Origin of the sequence: Duganella dendranthematis, from assembly GCF_012849375.1 — a bacterium.
GTDB lineage: Bacteria > Pseudomonadota > Gammaproteobacteria > Burkholderiales > Burkholderiaceae_D > Rugamonas > Rugamonas dendranthematis.
Genome location: NZ_CP051684.1, coordinates 3544215 through 3566022, shown reverse-complemented (window position 1 = coordinate 3566022; position 21808 = coordinate 3544215). Strand labels below are relative to the sequence as shown.

Here is a 21808-nt window from a genome sequence, read left to right as displayed (position 1 = left end):
TTTCCTGCCGATCAAGCGAAACAGGCCAGGTTTTCCGCACGATGAACACGGTGTGTACCACTTCTTCGTCGGACCAAGTAAAAATAGCCACATTGCTATTTCTGACGCTATTTTATACTGAACCCCCTGCACACTCCTCTCTACCAAATGGTAATAAGCTAACAATCCCTGACTTTGTTCGGCGGTTTTCTCAAGCAAAATAGGCCACAAACCAACTTTGCTCCTAGTATTACAGCTTTATTTGTGTAGTAAATTTTGTAAAAAGCGCAGGAAGTTGCATGACGTTACCGAATTGTAAGAAATTGCTACCTGTTGTATTCAGGAGACATATCGGTGCAGTTTTTTGCACCAACGCACAATTTTGGTGCATGAAATGGATTCACTTACTGGCAATTTTGCCGCCCGTTCTCATCAAAAACGCAGGTAAAATGCCAAAGCGCACCCCGCCCCCGTGCAGCTTGCCTATATCTGATGACTAATAAAGTTACCCCACAACTCGTACCCAGCAGCATTAGCGACGTCGAACGCGATACCGGCGTCGCCAAGGAAACCCTGCGCGTCTGGGAACGCCGCTACGACTTCCCGCAACCGCTGCGCGATCCCAATGGCGAGCGGGTCTATCCCATCGAACAAGTGCAAAAGCTGCGTCTGGTCAAGCGCCTGCTCGACCTGGGCTTCCGCCCCGGCAAGGTGATTCAGTACAGCACCGACGAATTGCAGGCGTTAACCGGCAAGGCCAGCGGCCAGGGCGACACGCCGCCGGCGCCGGCGCCGGAATTGCAAAGCTACCTGGATTTATGCAAGAGCCATCAGATGGAGGAGCTGCGCCGCCGACTGTCCCAGGCGCTGCTGATGATGGGGCTGAAGCGTTTCGTCATCGAACTGGTGGCGCCGCTGACGACGCTGATCGGCGAAGCCTGGGCCAGCGGCCAGTTGGCGACGTTTGAAGAACACTTATATACAGAGTCGCTGACGGTGGTAATGCGCAGCGCGATCTTTGCCATGCCGCCGGCCAATCACGGCAACTTGAGCGCACCGCGCATTTTGCTGACAACCTTACCGCAGGAGCGTCACGGCCTGGGCTTGCTGATGGCCGAAGCCATGTGCGTGGCCGAAGGCGCGCATTGCATTTCGCTGGGCGTGCAGACGCCGCTGCTCGATATCGTGGAAGCGGCGCGCGCGCAACGGGTGGACATCATTGCGCTGTCGTTCTCGGTGGCGATGAATCCGCGTCAGGCGCTGGATGGCTTGGCTGAGTTGCATACCCGGCTGGCCGGTTGCGCCGACCTGTGGGCGGGTGGCGGCAATACGGCGCTAAAAAAGCGCCGGCCGCCCTATGTGCGAGTGTTTGATCTGGCGGGTCTGGCCGGCGCGATTGCCGAATGGCGCGCGCGTGCCGCAATCTTGGCGGCTGGCTAGTACCCCGCACTCCGATCCGTCGCGGGGTCTGACCCGTACGGGTCAGACCCCTGTGCTTTGGCTGTGCGGGGTGGCGCTCTGGTAAAATAGGCAAATTCCCGTGCTGGCCAGCACCCCATTTACATATCCATGTTCAGCTTCTTCAAGAAAAAACCTGTCGCTCCCGAAGCGCCTGTGGCGCCTGTCGCCGCCCCGGCCGTGGTTTCCGCGACCACTCCCGCCGCCGTTACGCCCGACGTTCCCGACCTGCTGCCGATCGAAGAGCCGGCGGAACGTAAACAATCGTGGATGGCGCGCCTGAAAGCCGGCCTGTCCAAAACCTCCAACAACCTGTCGGTGCTGTTCATCGGCGCCAAGATCGACGACGACCTGTACGACGAGCTGGAAGCGGCGCTGCTGATGTCCGACGCCGGCGTCGACGCCACCGAATACCTGCTCACCGAACTCAAACGCAAAGTCAAGGAAGACAAGCTGCTGGACGCCGCCGCCGTCAAGGCCGCGCTGAAACAGCTGCTGATCGAATTGCTGACGCCGCTGGAGCGCCCGTTCGTGCTGGGCCGCCACACGCCGACCGTGATGATGATCTCCGGCGTCAACGGCGCCGGCAAGACCACCACCATCGGCAAGCTGGCCAAGCACATGCAGACGCACGGCCAGTCGGTGCTGCTGGCCGCCGGCGACACCTTCCGCGCCGCCGCCCGCGAGCAACTGATGGTCTGGGGCCAGCGCAACAACATCACCGTGATCTCGCAAGCCTCGGGCGATCCGGCCGCCGTGTCGTTCGACGCCGTGCAGTCCGGCAAAGCCAAGGGCATGGACGTGGTCATGATCGACACCGCCGGCCGCCTGCCGACCCAGCTGCACCTGATGGAAGAGCTGAAAAAAGTCCAGCGCGTGCTCGGCAAGGGTATGGACGGCGCACCGCACGAAACTCTGCTGGTGATCGACGGCAATACCGGGCAAAATGCGCTGGCGCAGGTGAAGGCCTTCGACGACGCCCTCAAGCTGACCGGCCTGGTGATCACCAAGCTGGACGGCACCGCCAAGGGCGGCGTGCTGGCCGCGATTGCGCGCGTGCGTCCGGTGCCGGTGTACTTCATCGGCGTGGGCGAGAAGATTGAAGACTTGCAGCCGTTTGTGGCTGCCGAATTTGTAGAAGCACTGCTTGGCTAATCCTACTCACCAGACCTCTATGATCGAATTCCGGAACGTCTCTAAACAATACTCCACCGATGTCATGGCGCTACGCGACATCTCCTTCACGGTGGAAAAAGGCGAACTGGTTTTCCTGGCCGGCCCTTCCGGCGCTGGCAAATCCACCCTGATGAAAATGATCGCCGCCATGGAGCGGCCGACTTCCGGCCAGGTCATCGTCAACGGCCAGGACATCAGCCGCATCAAGCCGGTGGCCGTGCCCTTCCTGCGCCGCAACTTGGGTTTGATCTTTCAACAACAGCGGCTGCTGACCGACCGCACCGTGCTGGCCAACGTCATGCTGCCGTTGCTGGTGACCGGCGCCTCCCACACGCAGGCCGAGCAGCGCGCCCGCGCCGCCCTCGATAAAGTCGGCCTCGGCGACCGCGCCAATGCCCAGCCGCTGGCCCTGTCCGGCGGCGAGCAGCAACGGGTATCGATCGCGCGCGCCATTGTCAACCGGCCGCAAGTGATCTTGGCCGACGAACCAACCGCCAATCTTGACCGCGCCAGCGCCAACAAAGTGCTGGATGCGCTGAAAGCCTTCAATTCGGTCGGCGTCACCTGCCTGATCTCCAGCCACGACGAACAGATGCTGGATGCCGCCGCGCGCGTCATCCACCTCAACCGTGGCCAGGTGGGAGAAGCAGCATGACCTACTGGTTCCGCCAACACCGCTATGCCTTATCCGCCGCGCTGGTACACCTGCGCCGTTCGCCGGGCAGCTTCCTGTTCAATATATTAGTCGTGGCGATCGCGCTGGCCCTGCCCTTCATGGGCGTGACGCTGCTGGACAATGTGCGGCCGATGTCGGAAACGCTGTCGGTCGATCCGGAAATCAGCGTCTTCCTGAAGCAGGACACGCCGCGCGACCAGGCCGAAGCGCTGGCCGTGCAGCTGCGCCAGACCGTCAAGGACAAGCAGGCCAAAATCGTCTTCACGCCACGCGAAAAAGCGCTGGATAACCTGAAAGACAAGAACGGCCTGGCCGATGTACTGGCCACGCTCGGCGACAACCCGCTGCCGGACAGCTACGTGCTGAAGCTGGACGCCTTCCGCAACGCCCAGGCCGGTGGCGACGTCGACCAGTTGGCCGAGCAGATCCGCGCGCTGCCGGGTGTCGATACCGTGCAGGTCGACTCGGCTTGGGTCAAGCGCCTGGCCGCGCTGATCAACATCCTGCGCCTGGCGCTGCTGCTGCTGGCGGCCACCTTGGGCACGGTGGTGGTGGCGGTGATCTTCAACACCATCCGCCTGCAGGTGCTGACCCAGCGCGAGGAAATCCTGGTGTCCAAGCTGATCGGCGCCACCGACAGCTTCATCCACCGCCCCTTCTACTACACCGGCGCGCTGCTGGGCCTGGGCGCGGGCGCACTGGCGCTGGGCGCCGTGACGGCGGCATTGCGGCCACTGAACACCGCGATTGCTGAATTTGCAAGGTTGTACGCATCCGAGTTTCAACTGGCGCCGCTGCCGCCGGCGGCCATGGCGGCCCTGCTGGCCCTGTCTGCCACGCTCGGCCTGATCGCCGCCCGCCTCTCGGTCAAGCGCCACACCGCCCGCCTTAACTGACATCCCCAGCCGTTTCGTGCGTCCGCGCACGGAACGCGCCATCCCCCAGGCTTAGGATGTTTTCCATCATTAAGCCCGCCCTAAGATCCATCGCGCATTCTAAACACATCGGGACTCCCGATAGTGTTCTACTATCAGGCCCATTTATTTTGGGTGATTGGCACTCATCGATAGAGAGTGCTAATATATGTCCATCAGAGTACATAAGTGCTCTCAAGCAGTATTCAAGCGAAGGAAACGAAAATGACTATGATGTCCGTGGTACCTGCCAAAAACAGTGCTCTGGGACTCGGGTTTAGTGGCAACCTGGGTAACCTGGATGCTTACATTTCGGCTGTCAATCGCCTGCCGATGCTGACGCATGACGAAGAGATTTCGCTGGCTAAACGCCTCAAAGACCAGGCTGACCTCGGCGCCGCCGAACGGCTGGTGATGTCCCACCTGCGCCTGGTGGTATCGATCGCCCGTGGCTACCTGGGTTATGGCCTGCCGCATGGCGACCTGATCCAGGAAGGCAATATCGGCCTGATGAAAGCGGTCAAACGTTTCGACCCGGATCAGGGTGTGCGTCTGGTGTCGTACGCCATGCACTGGATCAAGGCCGAGATGCATGAATACATTTTGAAGAACTGGCGTCTGGTCAAAGTAGCGACCACCAAGGCCCAGCGCAAGCTGTTCTTCAACCTGCGCAGCCACAAGACCGGCCTGGATGCGATGACGCCTGCCCAGATCGATCAACTGGCCAAGACGCTGGACGTCAAGCGCGAGGAAGTGATCGAAATGGAAACGCGCCTGAGCGGCCGTGACATCGCGCTGGAATCGCCGACCGATGATGAAGATGACAAGTTCGCGCCAATCGCCTACCTGTCGTCGGAAGCCTCCGAGCCGACCCGCGTGCTGGAAGCGGAACAGGTGACGCGTCTGCAATCGGAAGGACTGGAAGAAGCGCTGGGCAAGCTGGACGCCCGTTCGCGCCGCATCATCGAGTCCCGCTGGCTGGCGAACGACGACGGTTCCGGCGCCACGCTGCACACTTTGGCTGCGGAGTTCGGTGTATCGGCCGAACGCATCCGCCAGATCGAAGCCGCTGCGCTGAAAAAAATGAAAGGTGCGCTGGCTGCTTACGTCTAAGCCCGCACAGTAGTCTCCCCAGCTGCCGCCGGCGTTCGCGCCGCGCGGCACTTTTTTTGGCGCCTCCTTGAGCTAGCGCTGACCTCGTGCCGTTCGTGCGCCACGCTCATGGTCTTTTTGCTAAGCTTGCCTTCAATTGAGCAAGAGGTCTACCATGAAAACAACTATATTTCGTCAACTGATCGTGCTGCCATTGCTGGCCGCGATCATGGCCACCCTGTACGCCTGCGGCGCCGCTAACAGCCGCGCCCTTGCCGCGCCTGCGCATTTCACCACCGTCTATGTGCTGCGCCAGGGCGCCAGCGCGACCATCACCGGCGCCGCTGTCGCCAATCCCAGCGCCAGCATCGCCGCCAGCGCGCCGGTGGTGCGACTGGAACGTGTCAACGACAGCCGCTGCCACCCAGGCGCGGTGTGCGTCTGGGCGGGCTACATCAGCTTCAGCTTTGCGCTGCTGCAGCCGGACGGCAGCGCCAGCAACTTCGTCCTGTCCGACAACATGCCCAACGGCACGCCGAGCGTCACGCGCAATGGTTTGACCTTCACACTGGCTGGGTTCCAGCCGCAACAGGTGCCGGCGAAAAATGAGACGCCGCCGGATTATCAGGTAAGCTTAAAGGTGAGCAACATTAACCCACCTTAAAGCTTGCCCACATGACCCTCTCGTCCCGCGCCCGTCCCTTCCGTACCGTTCTCGTTTCCTCCATCATTGTTTCCCTGGCCTTGCCGGCCGCCGCCAAAACGCCGGTGGCCACCGGCACTGGCGGCGCTGTCGCCACCATCAGCGAGCAGGCGTCGCAAGCCGCCATCACCATCCTCAACCAGGGCGGCAATGCGATCGACGCCACGGTGGCGGCGGCCGCCACGCTGGGCGTGACCGATCCGTTCAGCTGCGGCATCGGCGGCGGCGGCTTCATGGTGATTTATCTGGCCAAGGACAAGCGCGTGATTACCATCGACCACCGCGAAACCGCGCCGGCCAGTTTCACGCCGACCGTGTTTCAGAAGGACGGTAAGGAATTGGACTTCGACACCGTAGTGGCCAGCGGCATGTCGGTCGGCGTGCCGGGCACGGTGCGCGGCTGGCATGAAGCGCTGGACCGCTACGGTTCGATGTCGTTCAAGCAGGTGCTGGCGCCGGCCATCGATGTCGCCAGCACGGGCTTCAAGGTCAGCGACAATTTCTCGCATCTGATCGAGGGCAACGAGGCCAAATTCGCCATGTTCCCCGCCACCGCAGCGCTGTATCTGAAGAACGGCAAAGCCCTGCCCGCCGGCAGCACGCTGCGCAATCCAGATCTGGCCAAGGCCTATCGCGAACTGGCCGCCGGCGGCGTCAAGGCCTTCTACAGCGGCAAAATGGCGCGCGCGGTGGTCGATGCAGTCAACGCCCCAGCCACCGCGCCGGGCAAGCAAGTCAGCGCCGGCAAGATGACGCTCTCCGACATGTCCAACTACGAAGCGCGCCTGCGCCAGCCGGTGCACAGCACCTATCGCGGCTACGATTTGTACGGCATGCCGCTGCCGAGCAGCGGCGGCGTGGCGGTGGCCGAGGCGCTGAATATCCTCGAAGGCTACGACCTCAAAGCCATGCCGCGCGCCAAGGCCGAACACCTGTACCTGGAAGCCAGCCGCCTGGCCTTCGCCGACCGCAACGCCTATCTCGCCGATCCCGAATTCATCGACGCACCGGTGGCCGGCCTGCTGAGCAAGGACTACGCCGCGCGCCGCCGTGAGCTGATCAATCCCGAGCAGGCCAGCGTGCAGGCGCCGGCCGGCGATCCGTATCCGTTCCAGAACGACGTCAGCGTGCCGCTGCGGCCCAACGCCAACAAGTTGATTGCGGAAGGCGCGCACACCACCCACCTGACCGTGTCGGACAAGGAAGGCAACATCGTCTCCTACACCTACACGATTGAATCGTGGGGCGGCAGCGGCATCGTGGTGCCAGGCTACGGCTTCCTGCTGAATAACGAGATGACCGACTTCGATTTCTCCGGTCCGGCGCCGAATGTGCCGGAAGCCGGCAAGCGCCCGCGCAGCAGCATGTCGCCGACCATCGCCTTCAAGAACGGCAAGCCGGCGTTCTCGGTCGGCAGTCCGGGCGGCGCCACCATCATCACTACCGTGCTGCAAACCATCTTCAACTACGTCGACCTGGGCATGAGCATGCCGGACGCGGTCAACGCGCCGCGGCTGTCAGAACGCAATGGCATGGCGACCGATGTGGAGCCGGGTTTCACCGGCAGCGCGCAGGCGCAGGCGCTGGAGAAAACCGGCCAGCACTGGAGCAAGACGCCGGAAGAAATCGGCGCCGCCAACGCGCTGGTGTTCAATCCCGACGGCACGGTAACGGCGGTCAGCGAAGGCCATCGCCACGGCGTCGGCAGCGCGCTGGTGCAGAAGACCGCGCACTAGGCCTGCAACGCCATCCACGCCTGCAAGGCGTCGACCGCCAGCTCGCACGCCAACAGGTGGCGCGGGCAGTCGCCGGTACAAAATAACGGCGACGGCGGATCGAGGCGGCTGACCGAGCGCACCAGCGTCGGCAGGTCCGCCAGTCCGCTGCGCCCCTCCTCCGGTTCGCTCATCAGCGCACGCATGCTATTGCCGACCAAGCCAGCCGCGTACTCGCGCACCTCGTCCGACAGCTGGAACGGCAGATCGTAAAGTTGCATGGAAACCCCGCGGCTAAGCCATGATTAAGAATTTGCTCACAATATTAATCCCGGCCACCTGGCAAGAACATCACTCACTTGGGAGAAGACATGAAAAAATGGATGCGCGCCAACAAGGGCTTTTTACTGTTCCTGATGTTGTTCGGGATTTTCCGCACTGCGGTCGCCGACTGGAACCCGATTCCCTCGTCTTCCATGCACCCCAACCTGCTGGAAGGCGACGTGGTGTTCGTCAACCGCCTGGCCTACAACGTCAAGGTGCCGCTGACCGACATCGTCATCCACCCTACTGGCGAACCGCAACGGGGCGACATCGTCACCTTCTCGTCGCCGGTCAACGGCACGCGGCTGATCAAGCGCGTGATTGCGCTGCCGGGCGACCGCGTCGAAATGCGCAACGATGAGCTGATCATCAATGGCCAGGCGGCCGACTACACGGCGCTCGGCCATGGCGTGGAAAACATCCAGGGCGTCGGCGACCTGGCCGCCGTGCAGGTCAGCGAATCCGTCGGCCAGAGCCGCCACGCGATCCAGTTTCTGCCGCAGATCAAGGCGCGCCGCGATTTCGCCGCGCTGGTGGTGCCGCCCGGCGAGTACATGATGTTGGGCGATAACCGCGACAACAGCGCGGACTCGCGCTACATCGGCCTGGTCCCGCGCGCGCTGCTGATCGGCCGCGCCGAACGCGTGCTGGCCTCGGCCGACATCACCGGCAACTGGATGCCGCGCACCGAACGCTTTGGCATGAGCCTCTATCCGAAGCAATCAGCAAAGCAGTAAGCCCCGCGCCAGCAGTGTTATGATGATGTAGTAATTTCATAACATTGCCGGTGTCTTCATGATCGAGTTTCAAGGCCTGTCCAAAGTCTACGGTAGCTTCAACGCCGTCAAACCCCTCACGCTTACCGTGCAGCGCGGCGAAGTGTTCGGCTTCCTCGGCCCCAACGGCGCCGGCAAGACCACCACCATCCGCATGATGATGGGCATCCTGGTGCCGAGCAGCGGCCGGGTGCTGATCGATGGTCTCGATTGCCACGCCGAGCCGGCCGAAGTAAAACGCCGCGTCGGCTATCTGCCCGACACGCCGGTCTTCTACGACTACCTGCGCGGCCGCGAGATCCTGCAATTCGTCGCCGAGATGCATGGCTACCCGCGCGTCGAAGCGGCGGAACGCAGCAACCGCCTGCTGGCGGAATTCGGCCTGACCGAAGCGGGCGAAGACTACGCCGTCAACTACTCGCTGGGCATGAAGAAGCGTCTCGGCCTGGCCTGCGCGCTAATCCACGATCCGGTGGTGCTGATCCTCGATGAGCCGATCAACGGCCTCGATCCGCGCGCCTCGCGCGATGTGCAGGAACGCCTGCTGGCGGCGGCGGCGCGCGGCGTCACCATCTTCGTCTCCACCCACCTGCTGGACATGGCCGAGAAGCTGTGCGACCGCGTCGGCATCATCCATCGCGGCGAACTGGTGGCCACCGGCACGCTGGACCAGATCCGCGCCGAGTCCTCCGCCAGCGGATCGCTGGAAGACGTATTCCTGAAGATCACCGACGAAGCCGTAGAAGAGACGCCGCAATGACCGCGCTGCACACCATCTGGCTGATGACGCGCATGCGCCTGACGCGCCAGCGCAACATGGTGTTCAACAACCTGTTCCGCTTCAAGAAGAAAAAGCCGCGCGACACCAGTGGCGGCAAGCGCAGCAGCCTGTGGGTGCTGACGGCGGTGATGGTGCTGTTCATGTCCTTCTCCTTCGTCAGCGTATCCAACAACGTGGTGCTCAACATGCAGTGCCAGTTGGTGCCCGCCAGTGAATGCCGCTTCATCGACGCCCATGGCGAACATCATACCGAACTGCACGTCGCCGAGGAGGAGCTGGCCACCGCGCCATTCGCGCCGGCGCTGATGAACGGCTTGACGATGGAACTCACCATGCTGCTGTTGATCGCCGTGCTGATGCCGCTGGGGAGCAGGGAGCTGGCGCAGCCGGACTGGGATCTGGAATGGCTGGTGACGATGCCGGTGAAGCGCAGCACACTGCTGTGGGGCCGCGTGTTGGAACGCAGCGCCAGCAACGTCGCCGGCTGGTTCGCGCTGGTGTCGGCGTACAGTGTCATCGCCTGGCACTCCGGCTACGCCTGGAGCGCGCTGCCCATCGCGCTGCTGGCGGCCGCCGTGCTGCTGCCACTGGCATCGATGCTGCACACGCTGGCCGACACCGGCCTGCGCATGTGGCTACCCGCCGCGCAGCTGCGCAACATGCAGGCGATCACGGGCTTGGTCAATCTGCCGCTGATCTACTTCGTCATGGCCCTTGGCATGCCGCAGGCGAATGCGTTTGCAATGGACTGGGCACGCGCGTCTCCGTCGTGGCTGCGTTGGACGCCGCCCGGCATGGTGCTGCAGGCGATCCAGGCGCAGGACGCAACGCAGCTGGCCGCAAGCGTGGCGCTGCTGCTAGCGCAAGTGATGCCGCTGATGTGGGGCGGTATGGCGCTGTTGCGTCATCAGCTGCGCCATGGCGTGGTCAATTCCGGCTCGCGCGAAAGTGTGCGCACCAGCACGCGCACCACGCTACCCAGCGCCGCCCCGCGCGGCATGGCGACGCTGCTGTCCACCGTGCTGTCGCCGATCAAGCGCCGCGAACTGCGCTTGCTGAGCCGCGACCGCAACTTCCTGTTCCAGACCTTGCTGCTGCCGATTATCATCGTCGGCAGCCAGATGATGTTCAACGGTAAACTCAATAGCCTGGCGGAGTTGGGCGATCACCACCTCGTGGCCGCCGCCATCGCCTTTGGCATCGGCGTCTACGTGCTGATGCTGTCGGCATTCCAGACGCTGAACAACGAAGGCCAGGTCCTGTGGCTGATGTACACCGTCCCGCGCTCGCTGGAAAGCGTGTTGAAGGAAAAGGCGCAGCTGTGGGGTGGGTTGACGATGGTGTATCCGGCCGTCGTCCTCGGCATCACCGCGTGGTACACCACGGATTTCGACTGGAGCATGCTGGTGCTGGTGCTGACGGTGTTCATCGGCATTCCGATCTACTCGATGATCGCCGTTTCGCTGGGCGTGTTCGCCTGCGATCCGCTGGCGGTGGATGCGCGCACGCGCGTGCGGCCAACCTACGTCTACCTCTACATGCTGCTGGCCAGCTTCTACACCTGGTCGATCTACAGCAACGTGTGGTCGCAAAAGCTGGTAGTGATGGTGCTGGTGGCGTCGATGGCGCTGGCGCTGTGGCAGAAAGCGCGCGATGCCCTGCCCTACCTGCTCGACCCTGCCGCCGCGCCGCCGGCGCGCGTCTCCGCCGCCGATGGCCTGATCGCCGCCACCGCCTTCTTCATTCTGCAAGGCCTGGCGCTGCTCATCATCGGCAAATCCGATCTGCGCGCCATGACCTTCGCATTCGGTATAGCCGGCGTGGTGATCTATCTGCTGATGCGCTTCGTCTACTGGCGCAACAAGGCGGCCGGCGTGCCGGTCATCGTGCGCGGCATGCACGCCGGCGTATCGCTGCGCAGCGCCGCCGTCGCCGCCGCTGCTGCGTGCGTGGTGGGCGTGCTGTATCTGACGCTGATGCAGCACACGGCGTTGTGGGTCGAACTGATGAAGGATGGGCCGAAGCTGGTCGGCGCGCGCGGCTGGGTTCTCGCGCTGGCCGTGGTGGCCGCGCCGCTGTGCGAGGAATTCATCTTCCGTGGGCTGATCTACGGCGGTCTGCGACGTTCAATGGCAGCGCCGCAAGCAATGCTGATGAGCGCCGCAATCTTCGCGGTGGTCCACCCGCCGGCGTCGATGCTGCCGGTGTTCGTGCTGGGACTCTGCACCGCCTGGGCCTATGAACGCAGCAAGACGCTGCTGGCGCCGATGCTGGTGCACGCTGCCTACAACGCCGTGATCCTGTCGCTGCAATTCTGGTGGTAGCAGCACTGGCAGGAATTGACTGTTTTATGTCATTCCGCAGCACGGGAGCGTGAAGATAATGGCCACATGCGATCATTACTCCTCTCCCTCCTGCTGTTCTGCCGTCTCGCCGTCGCCGGCGATATTCCAACCTATTCCAACCCGCATGCGCGCGCGCAGCCGGTCATCGCCGTGGTCGGCTACAACGGCGGCACCGAGCTGACCGACTTCGCGATTCCCTATGGCGTGCTGGCGCGCTCAGGCGCCGCACAGGTCATCGCCGTCGCCACGCAGCCAGGCCCGATGACGATGAAGCCCGCGCTGCGCATTCAGGCGCAAGACACCATAACCACCTTCGACGCTCGCTTCCCCGACGGCGCCGACTACGTCATCGTGCCGGCCGTCGTCAAGCCAAACGACGCCACGCTGGTGGCCTGGGTGGCGGCGCAAGGCGCCAAGGGCGCCACCATCGTCAGCATCTGCGACGGCGCGCTGGTAGTCGCCAATGCTGGCTTGTTCAAGGGCCGCCGCGCCACTGCGCACTGGGCCACCGGCGATTATCGCCGCGAGCATTATCCCGACACGGAATGGCTGTCCAACGTGCGTTACGTTGCCGACGGCCGCGTCATTTCCAGCGCCGGCGTCAGCGCTGCCATGCCGACCGCACTGGCGCTGGTGGAAGCCATCGCCGGCAACGCGCGCGCCAGCGCCGTGGCCCGCGACATCGGCGTCACCGACTGGAGTACGACGCACAACAGCGACATCTTCCATCCACGGCTGGGCGTCAATCTGGGCGCCTACATCACCGGCTACACCAATCAGTGGTTCCACTCGGCCGAGCGGATCGGCATCACCGTCGCGCCAGGCGTGGATGAAGTCACGCTGGCTTTCACAGCCGACGCGTGGGCGCGTTCCAAGCGCAGCCAGGTCTACACGATTGCCGACTCCACCAGCGCGTTGCCGACGCAGCACGGCCTGACCATCCTGCCCGATTACGCCGCCACCGACGCCGATGCGCCGCCAGCGCTGCCGACAACCGCCGCTGCCCTCCCGGGACAAGCGCTGGACCGCACACTGGAAGAACTGGCGCAGCGCTACGGCCACCGCACCGCCTTCCTGGTCGCGCTGGAACTGGAGTATCCTTCCTACCGATGAAAGCCCACACCACCCTGCGCGTCGTCCTGCTGGCCTATGACGACATGAACCTGCTGGACCTGAGCGGCCCGCTGCAAGCGCTGTCCACCGCCAGCAAGCGCCATAGCGGCAGCGGCACGCCGCTGTACGAAACCATCGTCGCTTCCGCCAGCGGCGGCTTGATCACCACCAGCGCCGGACTGCCGGTGATGACAGTATCCATCGCCGCCGTGGACGGCCAGCCCATCGACACGCTGATCGCGCCAGGCGGCTGCAAGGGCCAGGAATTCCACGCGCCATCGGCGCTGGTCAACTGGATCGCGCAGCAGGCGCCGCGCGTGCGGCGGCTATGCTCCGTGTGCACCGGTGCCTTCCTGCTGGCCGCAGCCGGACAACTGCTAGGCAAGCGCGCCGCCACGCATTGGGAATGGGTGGACCGCTTGCGCAAACTGCATCCGCAAGTCGATATCGACGCCGACAAAATCTTCATCAAGGACGGTGCGGTATGGACCTCGGCCGGCGTCAGCGCCGGCATCGACCTGACCCTGGCGCTGATCGAAGAAGACTACGGCCACCAGGTCGCCATCGAAACCGCGCGGCAGATGGTCATGTTCATCAAGCGTTCCGGCGGCCAGTCGCAATTCAGCGTGCCGCTGGCCGCGCAGTCACAGGAAGGCGGACGTTTTGACGCCCTGCACACCTGGGTGGCCGCTAACCTGCACGAGAACCTTACCGTGGAACGTCTGGCCGAACAAGCCGGCATGACGCCGCGCACCTTCGCCCGCAGTTACGCCAGCCAGCTGGGACGCACACCGGCCAAGATGGTAGAAGCGATGCGGCTGGAAGCCGCCTGCCGCGCATTGGAAAAGACGGCGCTGCCGCTGAAAACCATCGCGTCCAACACAGGCTATGTAGAAGAACAGAATTTGCGGCGCGTGTTTCAGCGCCAGCTGGGTGTCAGCCCCGGACAGTACCGCAGCCGGTTTTCCAGCCACGGCGCAGCTACCGCTTGAGCGGCCAGGCCGTCACGCTTTCAAGGCCGCGATTACCTTGATCTCGAAATCAAAGCCATACAGCCAGGTGACGCCAACGCCGGTCAAGGTTGGATGCGGCGCCTCGCCCCAGAACTCCTGCACAATGGGCCATGCGCGTTCGAACGTGGAAGCCGGATCGACCATGAACACCGTCACGTCGATCACATCGTCAAAGGTCAGGCCAGCCTCCGCCAGGATATCGTTCAGATTCTGAAACGCCAGCCGAACCTGCGCCTCCAGTTCCGGCTCCGGCGAGCCATCCGGCCGGCTGCCCACTTGCCCGGAGACGAACAGCAGGCCATTGGAACGGATCGCCGGCGAATAACGGTTCCGCTCATACAGCGCCTGGCGGCCGGGTGGAAATACAACGTCGCGAACAGTCATGATGAACTCCCTGAATAAGTAACACCACCACTCTACAACCAGGGCGCCGCCCGATAAACACGCAGGACGTACAATGACTGTTTGCGATTTCTACACAATCCCATGGACCGATTCGACACTCTGCTGGCCTTCGTGCGCGTAGTGGAAGCCGGCAGCTTTACCAAGGCCGCGCAGACGCTCCATATGAGCAAAACCACAGTATCGCAATTAGTGCAGCAGCTGGAGGCACGCTTGCAGGTCAAGCTGCTCCACCGCACGACCCGCCAGGTGAAGGTGACGCCGGAAGGCGCGGCCTACTATGAGCGCGTTTCTACTGTACTCGGCGACTTGCAGGATGCGGATGACGTGCTGGCCGGCGAACAGGCGGCGCCGCGCGGGCGCCTGCGCATCGATGTACCCAGCCCTTTCGCGCGACTGATCCTGATGCCGGCGCTGCCCGCGTTCCACCAGCGCTATCCGGAGATCCAGATTGCCATGGGCGTCAGCGACCGCAATGTCGATGTCATCGGCGAGAACGTCGATTGCGTGATCCGCGGCGGCGAGGTCACCGTGCCATCGCTGGTGGCGCGGCATGTGGCCGACCTGCAGCTGGGCGCCTACGCGGCGCCAGCCTATCTGAAGGCGATGGGGACACCAGAACACCCACGTGAACTGGAGGACGAGCCACACCGCATCGTCGGTTTTCTGCGCTCGGCCAGCGGCACCATCGCCGAGATAAAAATACGGCGCGGAGACGAATCGCTGGAACTGAAAGGCCGCTACGTCGTCGCAGCCGACGACGGCAATGCCTACATGGCCGCCGGCGTGGCCGGCATGGGCGTGCTGTGGGCGCCGCGCTACATGGCGGAACCGCACGTAAAAAAAGGCGAGCTGACTCCCCTGTTCGAAGAGTGGCAGCTCGCCCCGATGCCGTTATACCTCGCCTATCCGCAGAACCGTCATCTCAGCGCCAGGCTGCGGGTGTTCATCGCGTGGGTCGAGGAATTGGCACGTCAATCCTTGTAGCGTACTTCGGCCAGCGCAAACGCGCCGCCGTGGTAAGTCACGGATGCATTCTGGTCCGGATACTGGCCGCTGTCCGGGAAGCTGGCGTCAAACTGCGACGAGCTGTCCTTCGGCTTGTAGCCCAGATGCGCCGCCTTGCTGTTGTCCCACCACGCTACATCGTTGTTCGACATGCCGAACAAAATGGTGAAGCCCACGCGCGTCGCGAACAGCGACTGGCGCAATGCTTCCACCAGATCGTCGTAACTCAGCCAGGTGACCATCATGCGGCGGTCCTTCGGTTCCGGGAAGGAGGAGCCGATGCGCAGGCTCACGGTCTCCAGGCCGGTGCGGTCCCAGTAATAGCTGGCCAACTGTTCGCCGAAGCATTTGCTGACGCCATAGAACGAATCGGGACGCGTCGGCGCGGTGGCGTCGATGTAGTCGGTGTTGCGATAGAAGCCCACCGTGTGATTCGAGCTGGCGAACACGATGCGCTTGACGCCCAGCTTGTGCGCCGCCTCGTAGATATTGGCGGTGCCGAGGATGTTCGCGTGCAGGATGTTCTCGAAGGTGTTCTCGGTCGAGATGCCGCCGAAGTGCAGCACCGCCTCCACGCCTTCCATCATCTTCATGACGGCCGCTTTGTCGCCCAGGTCGCAGACGACGATTTCCTCGCCCTCGCGCGCTTCGCCCAGATCGGCGATGTCCGACAGCACCACCACATCAGCCCACGGCTTGATGCGGTCGCGCAGCACTTTACCGAGGCCGCCGGCGGCGCCGGTCAGCAGCAGTCGTTTGAATGGTTTTGCCATGCTTGTCTCCGTTATTTATTTTTTTACGTCACTGGGGCCGGGTTGAACAGCACCAGTGCATTATGCAGCTTCCATTTTTCGGCCCACGTCTCTTTGCCGCTGGCGACGTCCAGCAGCATCTGGAACAGCTCCCAGCCGACATCGGCGATGGTGGCTTCGCCGCTGGCGATGCGGCCGGCGTTGATGTCCATCAGATCATGCCAGCGGTTGGCCAGGTCGTTGCGGGTGGCGACTTTAATCACCGGCACTTCGGCCAGGCCGTACGGCGTGCCGCGGCCGGTGGTGAACACGTGCAGGTTCATGCCGGCCGCCAGTTGCAGCGTGCCGCAAATGAAATCGCTGGCCGGTGTGGCGGCGTAGATCAGGCCTTTCTGCGTCAGCTTCTCGCCTGGCGACAGTACACCCGAAATTGGCGAACTGCCCGACTTGACGATCGAGCCCATGGCTTTTTCGACGATGTTCGACAGGCCGCCCTTCTTGTTGCCCGGCGTGGTGTTGGCGCTACGGTCAACGCCGCCGCGCGTCAGGTAAGCGTCGTACCAGGCCATTTCGCGGATCATGGCCTCGGCCACTTCCGGCGTGGTGGCGCGCGAAGTCAGTTGGTCGATGCCGTCGCGAACTTCGGTCACTTCCGAGAACATCACGGTGGCGCCGGCGCGCACCAGCAAATCGGTGGCAAAGCCCACAGCCGGATTGGCGGTCACGCCGGAGAAGGCATCGCTGCCGCCGCATTGCACGCCCACCACCAGCTCCGAAGCCGGCACGGTTTCGCGCTGGCGCTTGTTCAGCTCCGCCAGGTTTCTCTCGGCCTGCTTCATGATCGAATCGATCATCGACATGAAACCGACGTGCTGCGCATCCTGCAGACAGACCAGGCCAGGATCGGCGCCGCCGGCGTTCTGGATCGGGATCGAACCTTTCGGGAACAAGCGCGTCGGCTGCAGTTTTTCGCAACCGAGGCTGACCACCATGGCCTGGCCGCCGAAGTTCGGGTTCAACGCGATGTTACGGATGGTGCGGATCGGGATCGGCGCGCCCGGCGCGTCAATCGCCACGCCGCAGCCGTAGGTGTGCTCCAGGCCCACCACGTCGTCGACGTTGGGGTACTTCGGCAGCAGCTCGCTCTTGATCCGCTCCACCGCAAATTCCACCACGCCCGACACGCACTGCACGGTGGTGGTGATGGCCAGGATGTTACGCGTGCCGACGCTGCCGTCCGGATTGCGGAATCCCTGGAAGGTGTAGCCTTCCAGCGGGTCCATTGGCGGCGGCTTGATGGTGGCGATCGGCAGGCCTTCCAGCTCGCGCGCGGCCGGCATCTCGACATTGTGTTCGGCCAGCCAGCTGCCGGCCGGCAGGTCCTTCGCGGCGAAACCGATGGTGACGTTGTAGCGGATCACGCGGTCGCCCTTGGCCAGGTCGCGCAGCGCCACCTTGTGGCCTTGCGGGACCGCTTCCAGCAGCGTCAAGCCATTCGGGAACACGGCGCCGGCGGCCAGACCGCCGTCGTTGACGACAATCGCAACGTTATCGTTGTCGTGCATGAGAATGTAGCGCGGCGTATTGGCGGCGCTCGTCGGTGTGGTCATGGGCTTTCCTACGTTGTTTTTTGGTCTCGTAAAGTGGTCTGACCACTTCTGTTATTGGCCGGCCAGCTGGTGGGTTGTGGCCTGCACGCCACAGTCTGGATACCGCATGTTTCCTAGGGTTTTGCCTATTAAACACAGGGGCCGGACGGTCGCTCGATGAATTCAGTATGCCAGTATAAAATAAATTTGGCTAGTCCACATTGCGCATTTGGTCTGACCACCTTAGAATGGCCTGACCAGATGGCAAATCAATAAGCCACGCATACACACGAGACAAGCAATGTTGAAAAAGACCGTTCTTCCTGTCGAGAACTCCGCTCACGAGCCACGCCTCTATCGCGTGGTGGCGGACCGCATCCAGGAACTCATCCGCAATGAACACATCGCCCCCGGCGAACGCCTGCCGTCGGAACGCGACCTGGCCACCAAGCTCAGTGTCAGCCGCGCCTCGCTGCGCGAAGCGCTGATCGCGCTGGAACTGGGCGGCGTGATCGAAGTACGCGGCGGTTCCGGCGTCTACGTCAGCGAGGTGCCCGAGCCGGCCGACAGCGATCTGCCGGAAGCCGGTCCCGGTCCATTTGAAGTGCTGTCCGCGCGCCGCCTGATCGAATCCGAGATCGCCGCCATCGCCGCCCGCGTGGCCACCGACAGCGCCATCGACGCCATCCTGCAAGCGGTGGTGGAGATGGAAAAGAACCACGACAACTATTCCAGCAACGAGCAGGCCGACCGCAACTTCCACCTGGCCATTGCGCGCGCCACCGGCAACAGCGCGCTGGTCGGATCGCTGACCTATTTGTGGGACCAGCGCGGCCGCCTGTGGCACAAGCTGAAAGAACACTTCCAGACCGAGGAACTGCGCCAGGAAACGCTGAAAGACCATCGCCGCATCCTGGAGGCGATTGCCGACCACGATCCGGCGGCGGCGCGCAAAGCCATGCGCGCCCACCTGGAACGCGTGACCCGCACTTTCTCGCGCGGATAACAGAACAGAACCACAACACCCGTAGTAACGCAGGTCCGGCCTCGAAGCCGGCCGCGCAAAAAGTAATCAAGTTATCGACCGGCTTGACCTCGGCCTCCCCTCTGCACCCTGCACAGCGGCCCTCGTCACAGCGGCACGGAGTACGCGAGGTGCTCCACTCACGCAGGCGCTGTTCAGCGCTGCGTATAACTTTATTCAAGAGACGAAGGAGACAACACCATGAAGTCCGAGAAACCGGTCCAGAACCGTTCCGCCCAACCGCGCCTGCTGCTCACCGCAATCAGTCTGGCCGTCCTCACCCTGACCAATACCGCCTACGCCCAGGACGGCGGCGAAGGCCCGATGACCCGCGTCGAAGTGACCGGTTCGAGCATCAAGCGCGTGGCCAATGAAGCCTCGCTGCCCGTCAGCACCATCAAGGCCGAAGACCTGGTCAAGCAAGGCATGACCACCCTCGCCGACGTGATGATGGCGCTGCCGCAATCGGCGTCGCTGGCGCCGTCGAACGCCGGCTCCGGCACCAACATCAATCTGCGCGGCCTGGGCGTGAACCGCACGCTGGTGCTGCTGAACGGCCGCCGCCTGGCCAACGAAGCGATCTCCGACGGCTACGCCAATCTGGACGTGATTCCGATGAGCGCCCTGGCCCGCGTCGAGATCCTGCGCGACGGCGCGTCCTCGATCTACGGCTCCGACGCCATCGGCGGCGTGGTCAACTTCATCACCAAGACCCAGTACGAAGGCCTGCAACTGACGGCGCAAGCCGTGCAGCCTGAGAAAAAAGGCGGCGGCGACGAGCAGCGCGCCACGGTCACCTGGGGCAAAGGCAATCTGCAACGCGACGGCTGGAGCTTCTATGCCACGCTAGACGCGCACCAGCGCACCCGCCTGGGTTCCGAAGACCGCGCCTACCTGAGCACCGCCGCAATGCTGACGGCACTGGGTCGCGCGCCATCGCTCGGCACCGGCGGCAACGCCACGCCGGCCAACTTCACCACGCCGACCAACAAAACCGCACAGAACCCCTATGCGGCCAGTGGCTGCCTGGCGCCGTACTCGATCGTCGGCCAGAAAGGTACCTGCGTACTGGATAACAACGAGTACGGCACGGCGCTGTACGCCAACCAGCAGGTCACCTTCTACACCCGCGCCGCCAAGCAGCTGAGCGAAGACCACGTCATCTCCATCGATTACTCGCGTGGCGAAGAATTCATCCTCGGCACCAAGAACCCGACCAATGCGCTGGCCGTCAATGGCGTCGCCGCCATTCTGCCATCGACCAGCAAATGGTACCCGGGCAAAAGCGGCGGCGTGCCTGCCGTGGCAGGCCTGAACAACGCACCGCTGACCGTGACCTGGGCAGTGGCCGATGGCGGCCTGGCCACCACCAAGGACGTGCAGCTGAACCAGCGCATCGCGGTGGTGGACGAAGGCACCATGGCAGGCTGGGACTACAAGGCCGGCCTGGTGATCGGCGTTTCCGAGCGCAGCAACTACTACTACTCCGGCTACTACAAAGGCCAGGGCCTGCTGGACGGTCTGAAAAACGGCAAGCTGAATCCATTCGGCCTGCAAGACGCCGATGGCGCGGCTTACCTGGACACGATCAGCGTCGACGGCGCCAAAAACCGCTACTCGAAATCGACCTTCACCGGCGTCGACGCCACCGTCAGCCGCGCGCTGATGGAACTGCCGGGCGGTTCGCTGGCACTGGCCGTGGGCGTGGACCTGCACCGTGACACTACCGAAGACACCAAGCTGCCGATCAGCGGCGAAGTCACCTACGCCAACGCCACGCCATCGCATGGCGAAGGTCAGCGTAATGTCGCCGCGCTGTTCGCCGAGATCAACGTGCCGGTCACCAAAACGCTGGAACTGAACGCCGCCGTGCGGGACGACCATTTCAGCGACTTCGGTAACACCATCAATCCGAAAATCAGCTTCCGCTGGGAGCCATCGAAACAGCTGATGTTCCGCGGCTCGGCCAACACCGGCTTCCGCGCACCGACCCTGTTCGACGCCTACGGCTATCGCCTACCTGGCGCCACCGGCCTGACCGCCGCCAAGTGGGATGATCCCGTCCTGTGCCCAGGCGGCACGCCAGGCGTGGCCGGCACCGGCACCGCGCTGCCAGGCTATGTGGCGTCGACCGTCTGCAACACCACGCTGCCTAAACAGACCGGCTCCAACGCCGGCCTGAAACCAGAGAAGTCCAAAGGCTTCACGCTGGGCGTGGTGATGGAACCGGTGAAAAACGCGATGGTTTCGCTGGATTACTGGAACATCAAGATGACCGACATGCTGGCCAACTTGCCAGAACAGGTCTACTTCCTGGACCCGGTCAAATACGCTTCGTACTTCGTGCGTAACGCCGACGGCACCATCAACTACATCAACAACACCATCATGAATCTGGGTGGCCAGAAGGCTGCCGGCGTGGACGTCTCGGGTTCGTACAACTTCCCGAAAACCGCCTACGGCGATTTCAAGGTGGCGATCGATGGCACCTACCTGACCCAGTTCGACAACCAGCTGTATAACGGCAGCCCGTACGTGTCGAACATCGGCCAGTTCGGCCTGGCCAGCAACGGCACCACTTCCAGCTTCCCGATCATCACCTACCGCTGGAAGCACACGCTGAAACTGAATTGGGCTGCGGGTAACTGGAGCAGCCAGCTGACCCAGAACTACAACTCGAAGTACACCGACCAGAATCTGGTGGCCAAGCAGTACTGGCGCAACATCAATTCTTACAAGCTGTGGAACGCAACCACCACGTACAACGGCTTTAAGAATATCCAGGTTACCGCCGGCATCACCAATCTGTTCAACGTGGCGCCACCAGCCACCAACAGCAGCTTGTACACCTATGGTTACCTGAGCAGCGCCGGCAGCGCCATCGGCCGCGCGTACAACGTACGCATGACCTACACTTTCTGATGAGAGCGTGGCTGCATAAACTGAGTCACTCCGCCTGAGTATGGGG

The 21808-nt window shown here is 63.0% G+C and carries 19 protein-coding genes; 15 read left to right on the top strand and 4 right to left on the bottom strand.

Annotated features, from left to right (window positions below):
* The first annotated feature begins 471 nt into the window (after positions 1-471).
* From HH213_RS16280 to ggt, 7 genes are all read left to right on the top strand, one after another.
* The gene (locus HH213_RS16280) at positions 472-1419 is read left to right on the top strand and encodes a MerR family transcriptional regulator (RefSeq protein ID WP_169112898.1); all 948 of its coding nucleotides are present in this window, start codon (positions 472-474) and stop codon (positions 1417-1419) included.
* 129 nt (positions 1420-1548) lie between these two features.
* Positions 1549-2592, top strand: a complete 1044-nt coding sequence (gene ftsY, locus HH213_RS16275) for a signal recognition particle-docking protein FtsY (RefSeq protein ID WP_110847285.1) — start codon at positions 1549-1551, stop codon at positions 2590-2592.
* A 19-nt stretch (positions 2593-2611) separates the two neighbouring features.
* A complete protein-coding gene (gene ftsE / locus HH213_RS16270; RefSeq protein ID WP_110847286.1) occupies positions 2612-3268 on the top strand; it encodes a cell division ATP-binding protein FtsE in 657 nt (218 codons plus the stop codon).
* Positions 3265-4185 (top strand): permease-like cell division protein FtsX, encoded by a 921-nt coding sequence (gene ftsX / locus HH213_RS16265; protein WP_110847287.1) that lies wholly within the window; start codon positions 3265-3267, stop codon positions 4183-4185. The genes ftsE and ftsX overlap by 4 nt, the downstream gene beginning before the upstream one ends.
* 243 nt (positions 4186-4428) lie before the next feature.
* A complete protein-coding gene (gene rpoH / locus HH213_RS16260) occupies positions 4429-5316 on the top strand; it encodes an RNA polymerase sigma factor RpoH (protein WP_371867993.1) in 888 nt (295 codons plus the stop codon).
* A 154-nt stretch (positions 5317-5470) separates the two neighbouring features.
* The gene (locus HH213_RS16255; RefSeq protein WP_169112897.1) at positions 5471-5959 is read left to right on the top strand and encodes a hypothetical protein; all 489 of its coding nucleotides are present in this window, start codon (positions 5471-5473) and stop codon (positions 5957-5959) included.
* Positions 5960-5970: 11 nt separating this feature from the next.
* Complete coding sequence (gene ggt / locus HH213_RS16250) at positions 5971-7734, top strand: gamma-glutamyltransferase (protein ID WP_169112896.1); 1764 nt, start codon at positions 5971-5973, stop codon at positions 7732-7734.
* Here the strand turns inward: ggt and HH213_RS16245 are convergent.
* On the bottom strand, positions 7731-7994 hold the full coding sequence (locus tag HH213_RS16245) for a hypothetical protein (RefSeq protein WP_169112895.1): 264 nt from the start codon (positions 7992-7994) through the stop codon (positions 7731-7733). The two genes, ggt and HH213_RS16245, sit on opposite strands and share 4 nt — an antisense overlap.
* Positions 7995-8084: 90 nt before the next feature.
* Here HH213_RS16245 and lepB point away from each other — a divergent pair, with 90 nt between their 5' ends.
* From lepB to HH213_RS16220, 5 genes are all read left to right on the top strand, one after another.
* Positions 8085-8774 (top strand): signal peptidase I, encoded by a 690-nt coding sequence (lepB, locus tag HH213_RS16240; RefSeq protein WP_169112894.1) that lies wholly within the window; start codon positions 8085-8087, stop codon positions 8772-8774.
* A 58-nt stretch (positions 8775-8832) separates the two neighbouring features.
* Positions 8833-9573: an ABC transporter ATP-binding protein gene (locus tag HH213_RS16235; RefSeq protein ID WP_169112893.1), complete on the top strand. Its 741-nt coding sequence runs from the start codon at positions 8833-8835 to the stop codon at positions 9571-9573.
* Positions 9570-11918: a CPBP family intramembrane glutamic endopeptidase gene (locus tag HH213_RS16230; protein WP_169112892.1), complete on the top strand. Its 2349-nt coding sequence runs from the start codon at positions 9570-9572 to the stop codon at positions 11916-11918. Before HH213_RS16235 ends, HH213_RS16230 begins: the two co-directional genes overlap by 4 nt.
* Before the next feature lie 66 nt (positions 11919-11984).
* On the top strand, positions 11985-13052 hold the full coding sequence (locus tag HH213_RS16225; RefSeq protein WP_169112891.1) for a DJ-1/PfpI family protein: 1068 nt from the start codon (positions 11985-11987) through the stop codon (positions 13050-13052).
* Positions 13049-14044, top strand: coding sequence for a GlxA family transcriptional regulator (locus tag HH213_RS16220; RefSeq protein ID WP_169112890.1), 996 nt, complete (start codon positions 13049-13051; stop codon positions 14042-14044). The genes HH213_RS16225 and HH213_RS16220 overlap by 4 nt, the downstream gene beginning before the upstream one ends.
* A gap of 12 nt (positions 14045-14056) precedes the next feature.
* Here the strand turns inward: HH213_RS16220 and HH213_RS16215 are convergent, their stop codons facing one another.
* Positions 14057-14449 (bottom strand): RidA family protein, encoded by a 393-nt coding sequence (locus HH213_RS16215; protein WP_110847296.1) that lies wholly within the window; start codon positions 14447-14449, stop codon positions 14057-14059.
* A gap of 102 nt (positions 14450-14551) precedes the next feature.
* On the opposite strand from HH213_RS16215, the gene HH213_RS16210 reads away from it, so the two are divergent.
* Positions 14552-15454: a LysR family transcriptional regulator gene (locus tag HH213_RS16210; RefSeq protein ID WP_169112889.1), complete on the top strand. Its 903-nt coding sequence runs from the start codon at positions 14552-14554 to the stop codon at positions 15452-15454.
* Here the strand turns inward: HH213_RS16210 and HH213_RS16205 are convergent.
* Complete coding sequence (locus HH213_RS16205) at positions 15442-16248, bottom strand: NAD-dependent epimerase/dehydratase family protein (protein ID WP_110847298.1); 807 nt, start codon at positions 16246-16248, stop codon at positions 15442-15444. The genes HH213_RS16210 and HH213_RS16205 overlap by 13 nt on opposite strands.
* A 23-nt stretch (positions 16249-16271) precedes the next feature.
* A complete protein-coding gene (garD, locus tag HH213_RS16200) occupies positions 16272-17837 on the bottom strand; it encodes a galactarate dehydratase (RefSeq protein ID WP_169112888.1) in 1566 nt (521 codons plus the stop codon).
* Positions 17838-18117: 280 nt separating this feature from the next.
* On the opposite strand from garD, the gene HH213_RS16195 reads away from it, so the two are divergent.
* A complete protein-coding gene (locus HH213_RS16195; protein WP_110847300.1) occupies positions 18118-18822 on the top strand; it encodes a FadR/GntR family transcriptional regulator in 705 nt (234 codons plus the stop codon).
* A gap of 219 nt (positions 18823-19041) precedes the next feature.
* Entirely contained in the window at positions 19042-21762 is a 2721-nt protein-coding gene (locus HH213_RS16190) for a TonB-dependent receptor plug domain-containing protein (protein WP_110847301.1), read from the top strand.
* Positions 21763-21808: the final 46 nt, after the last annotated feature.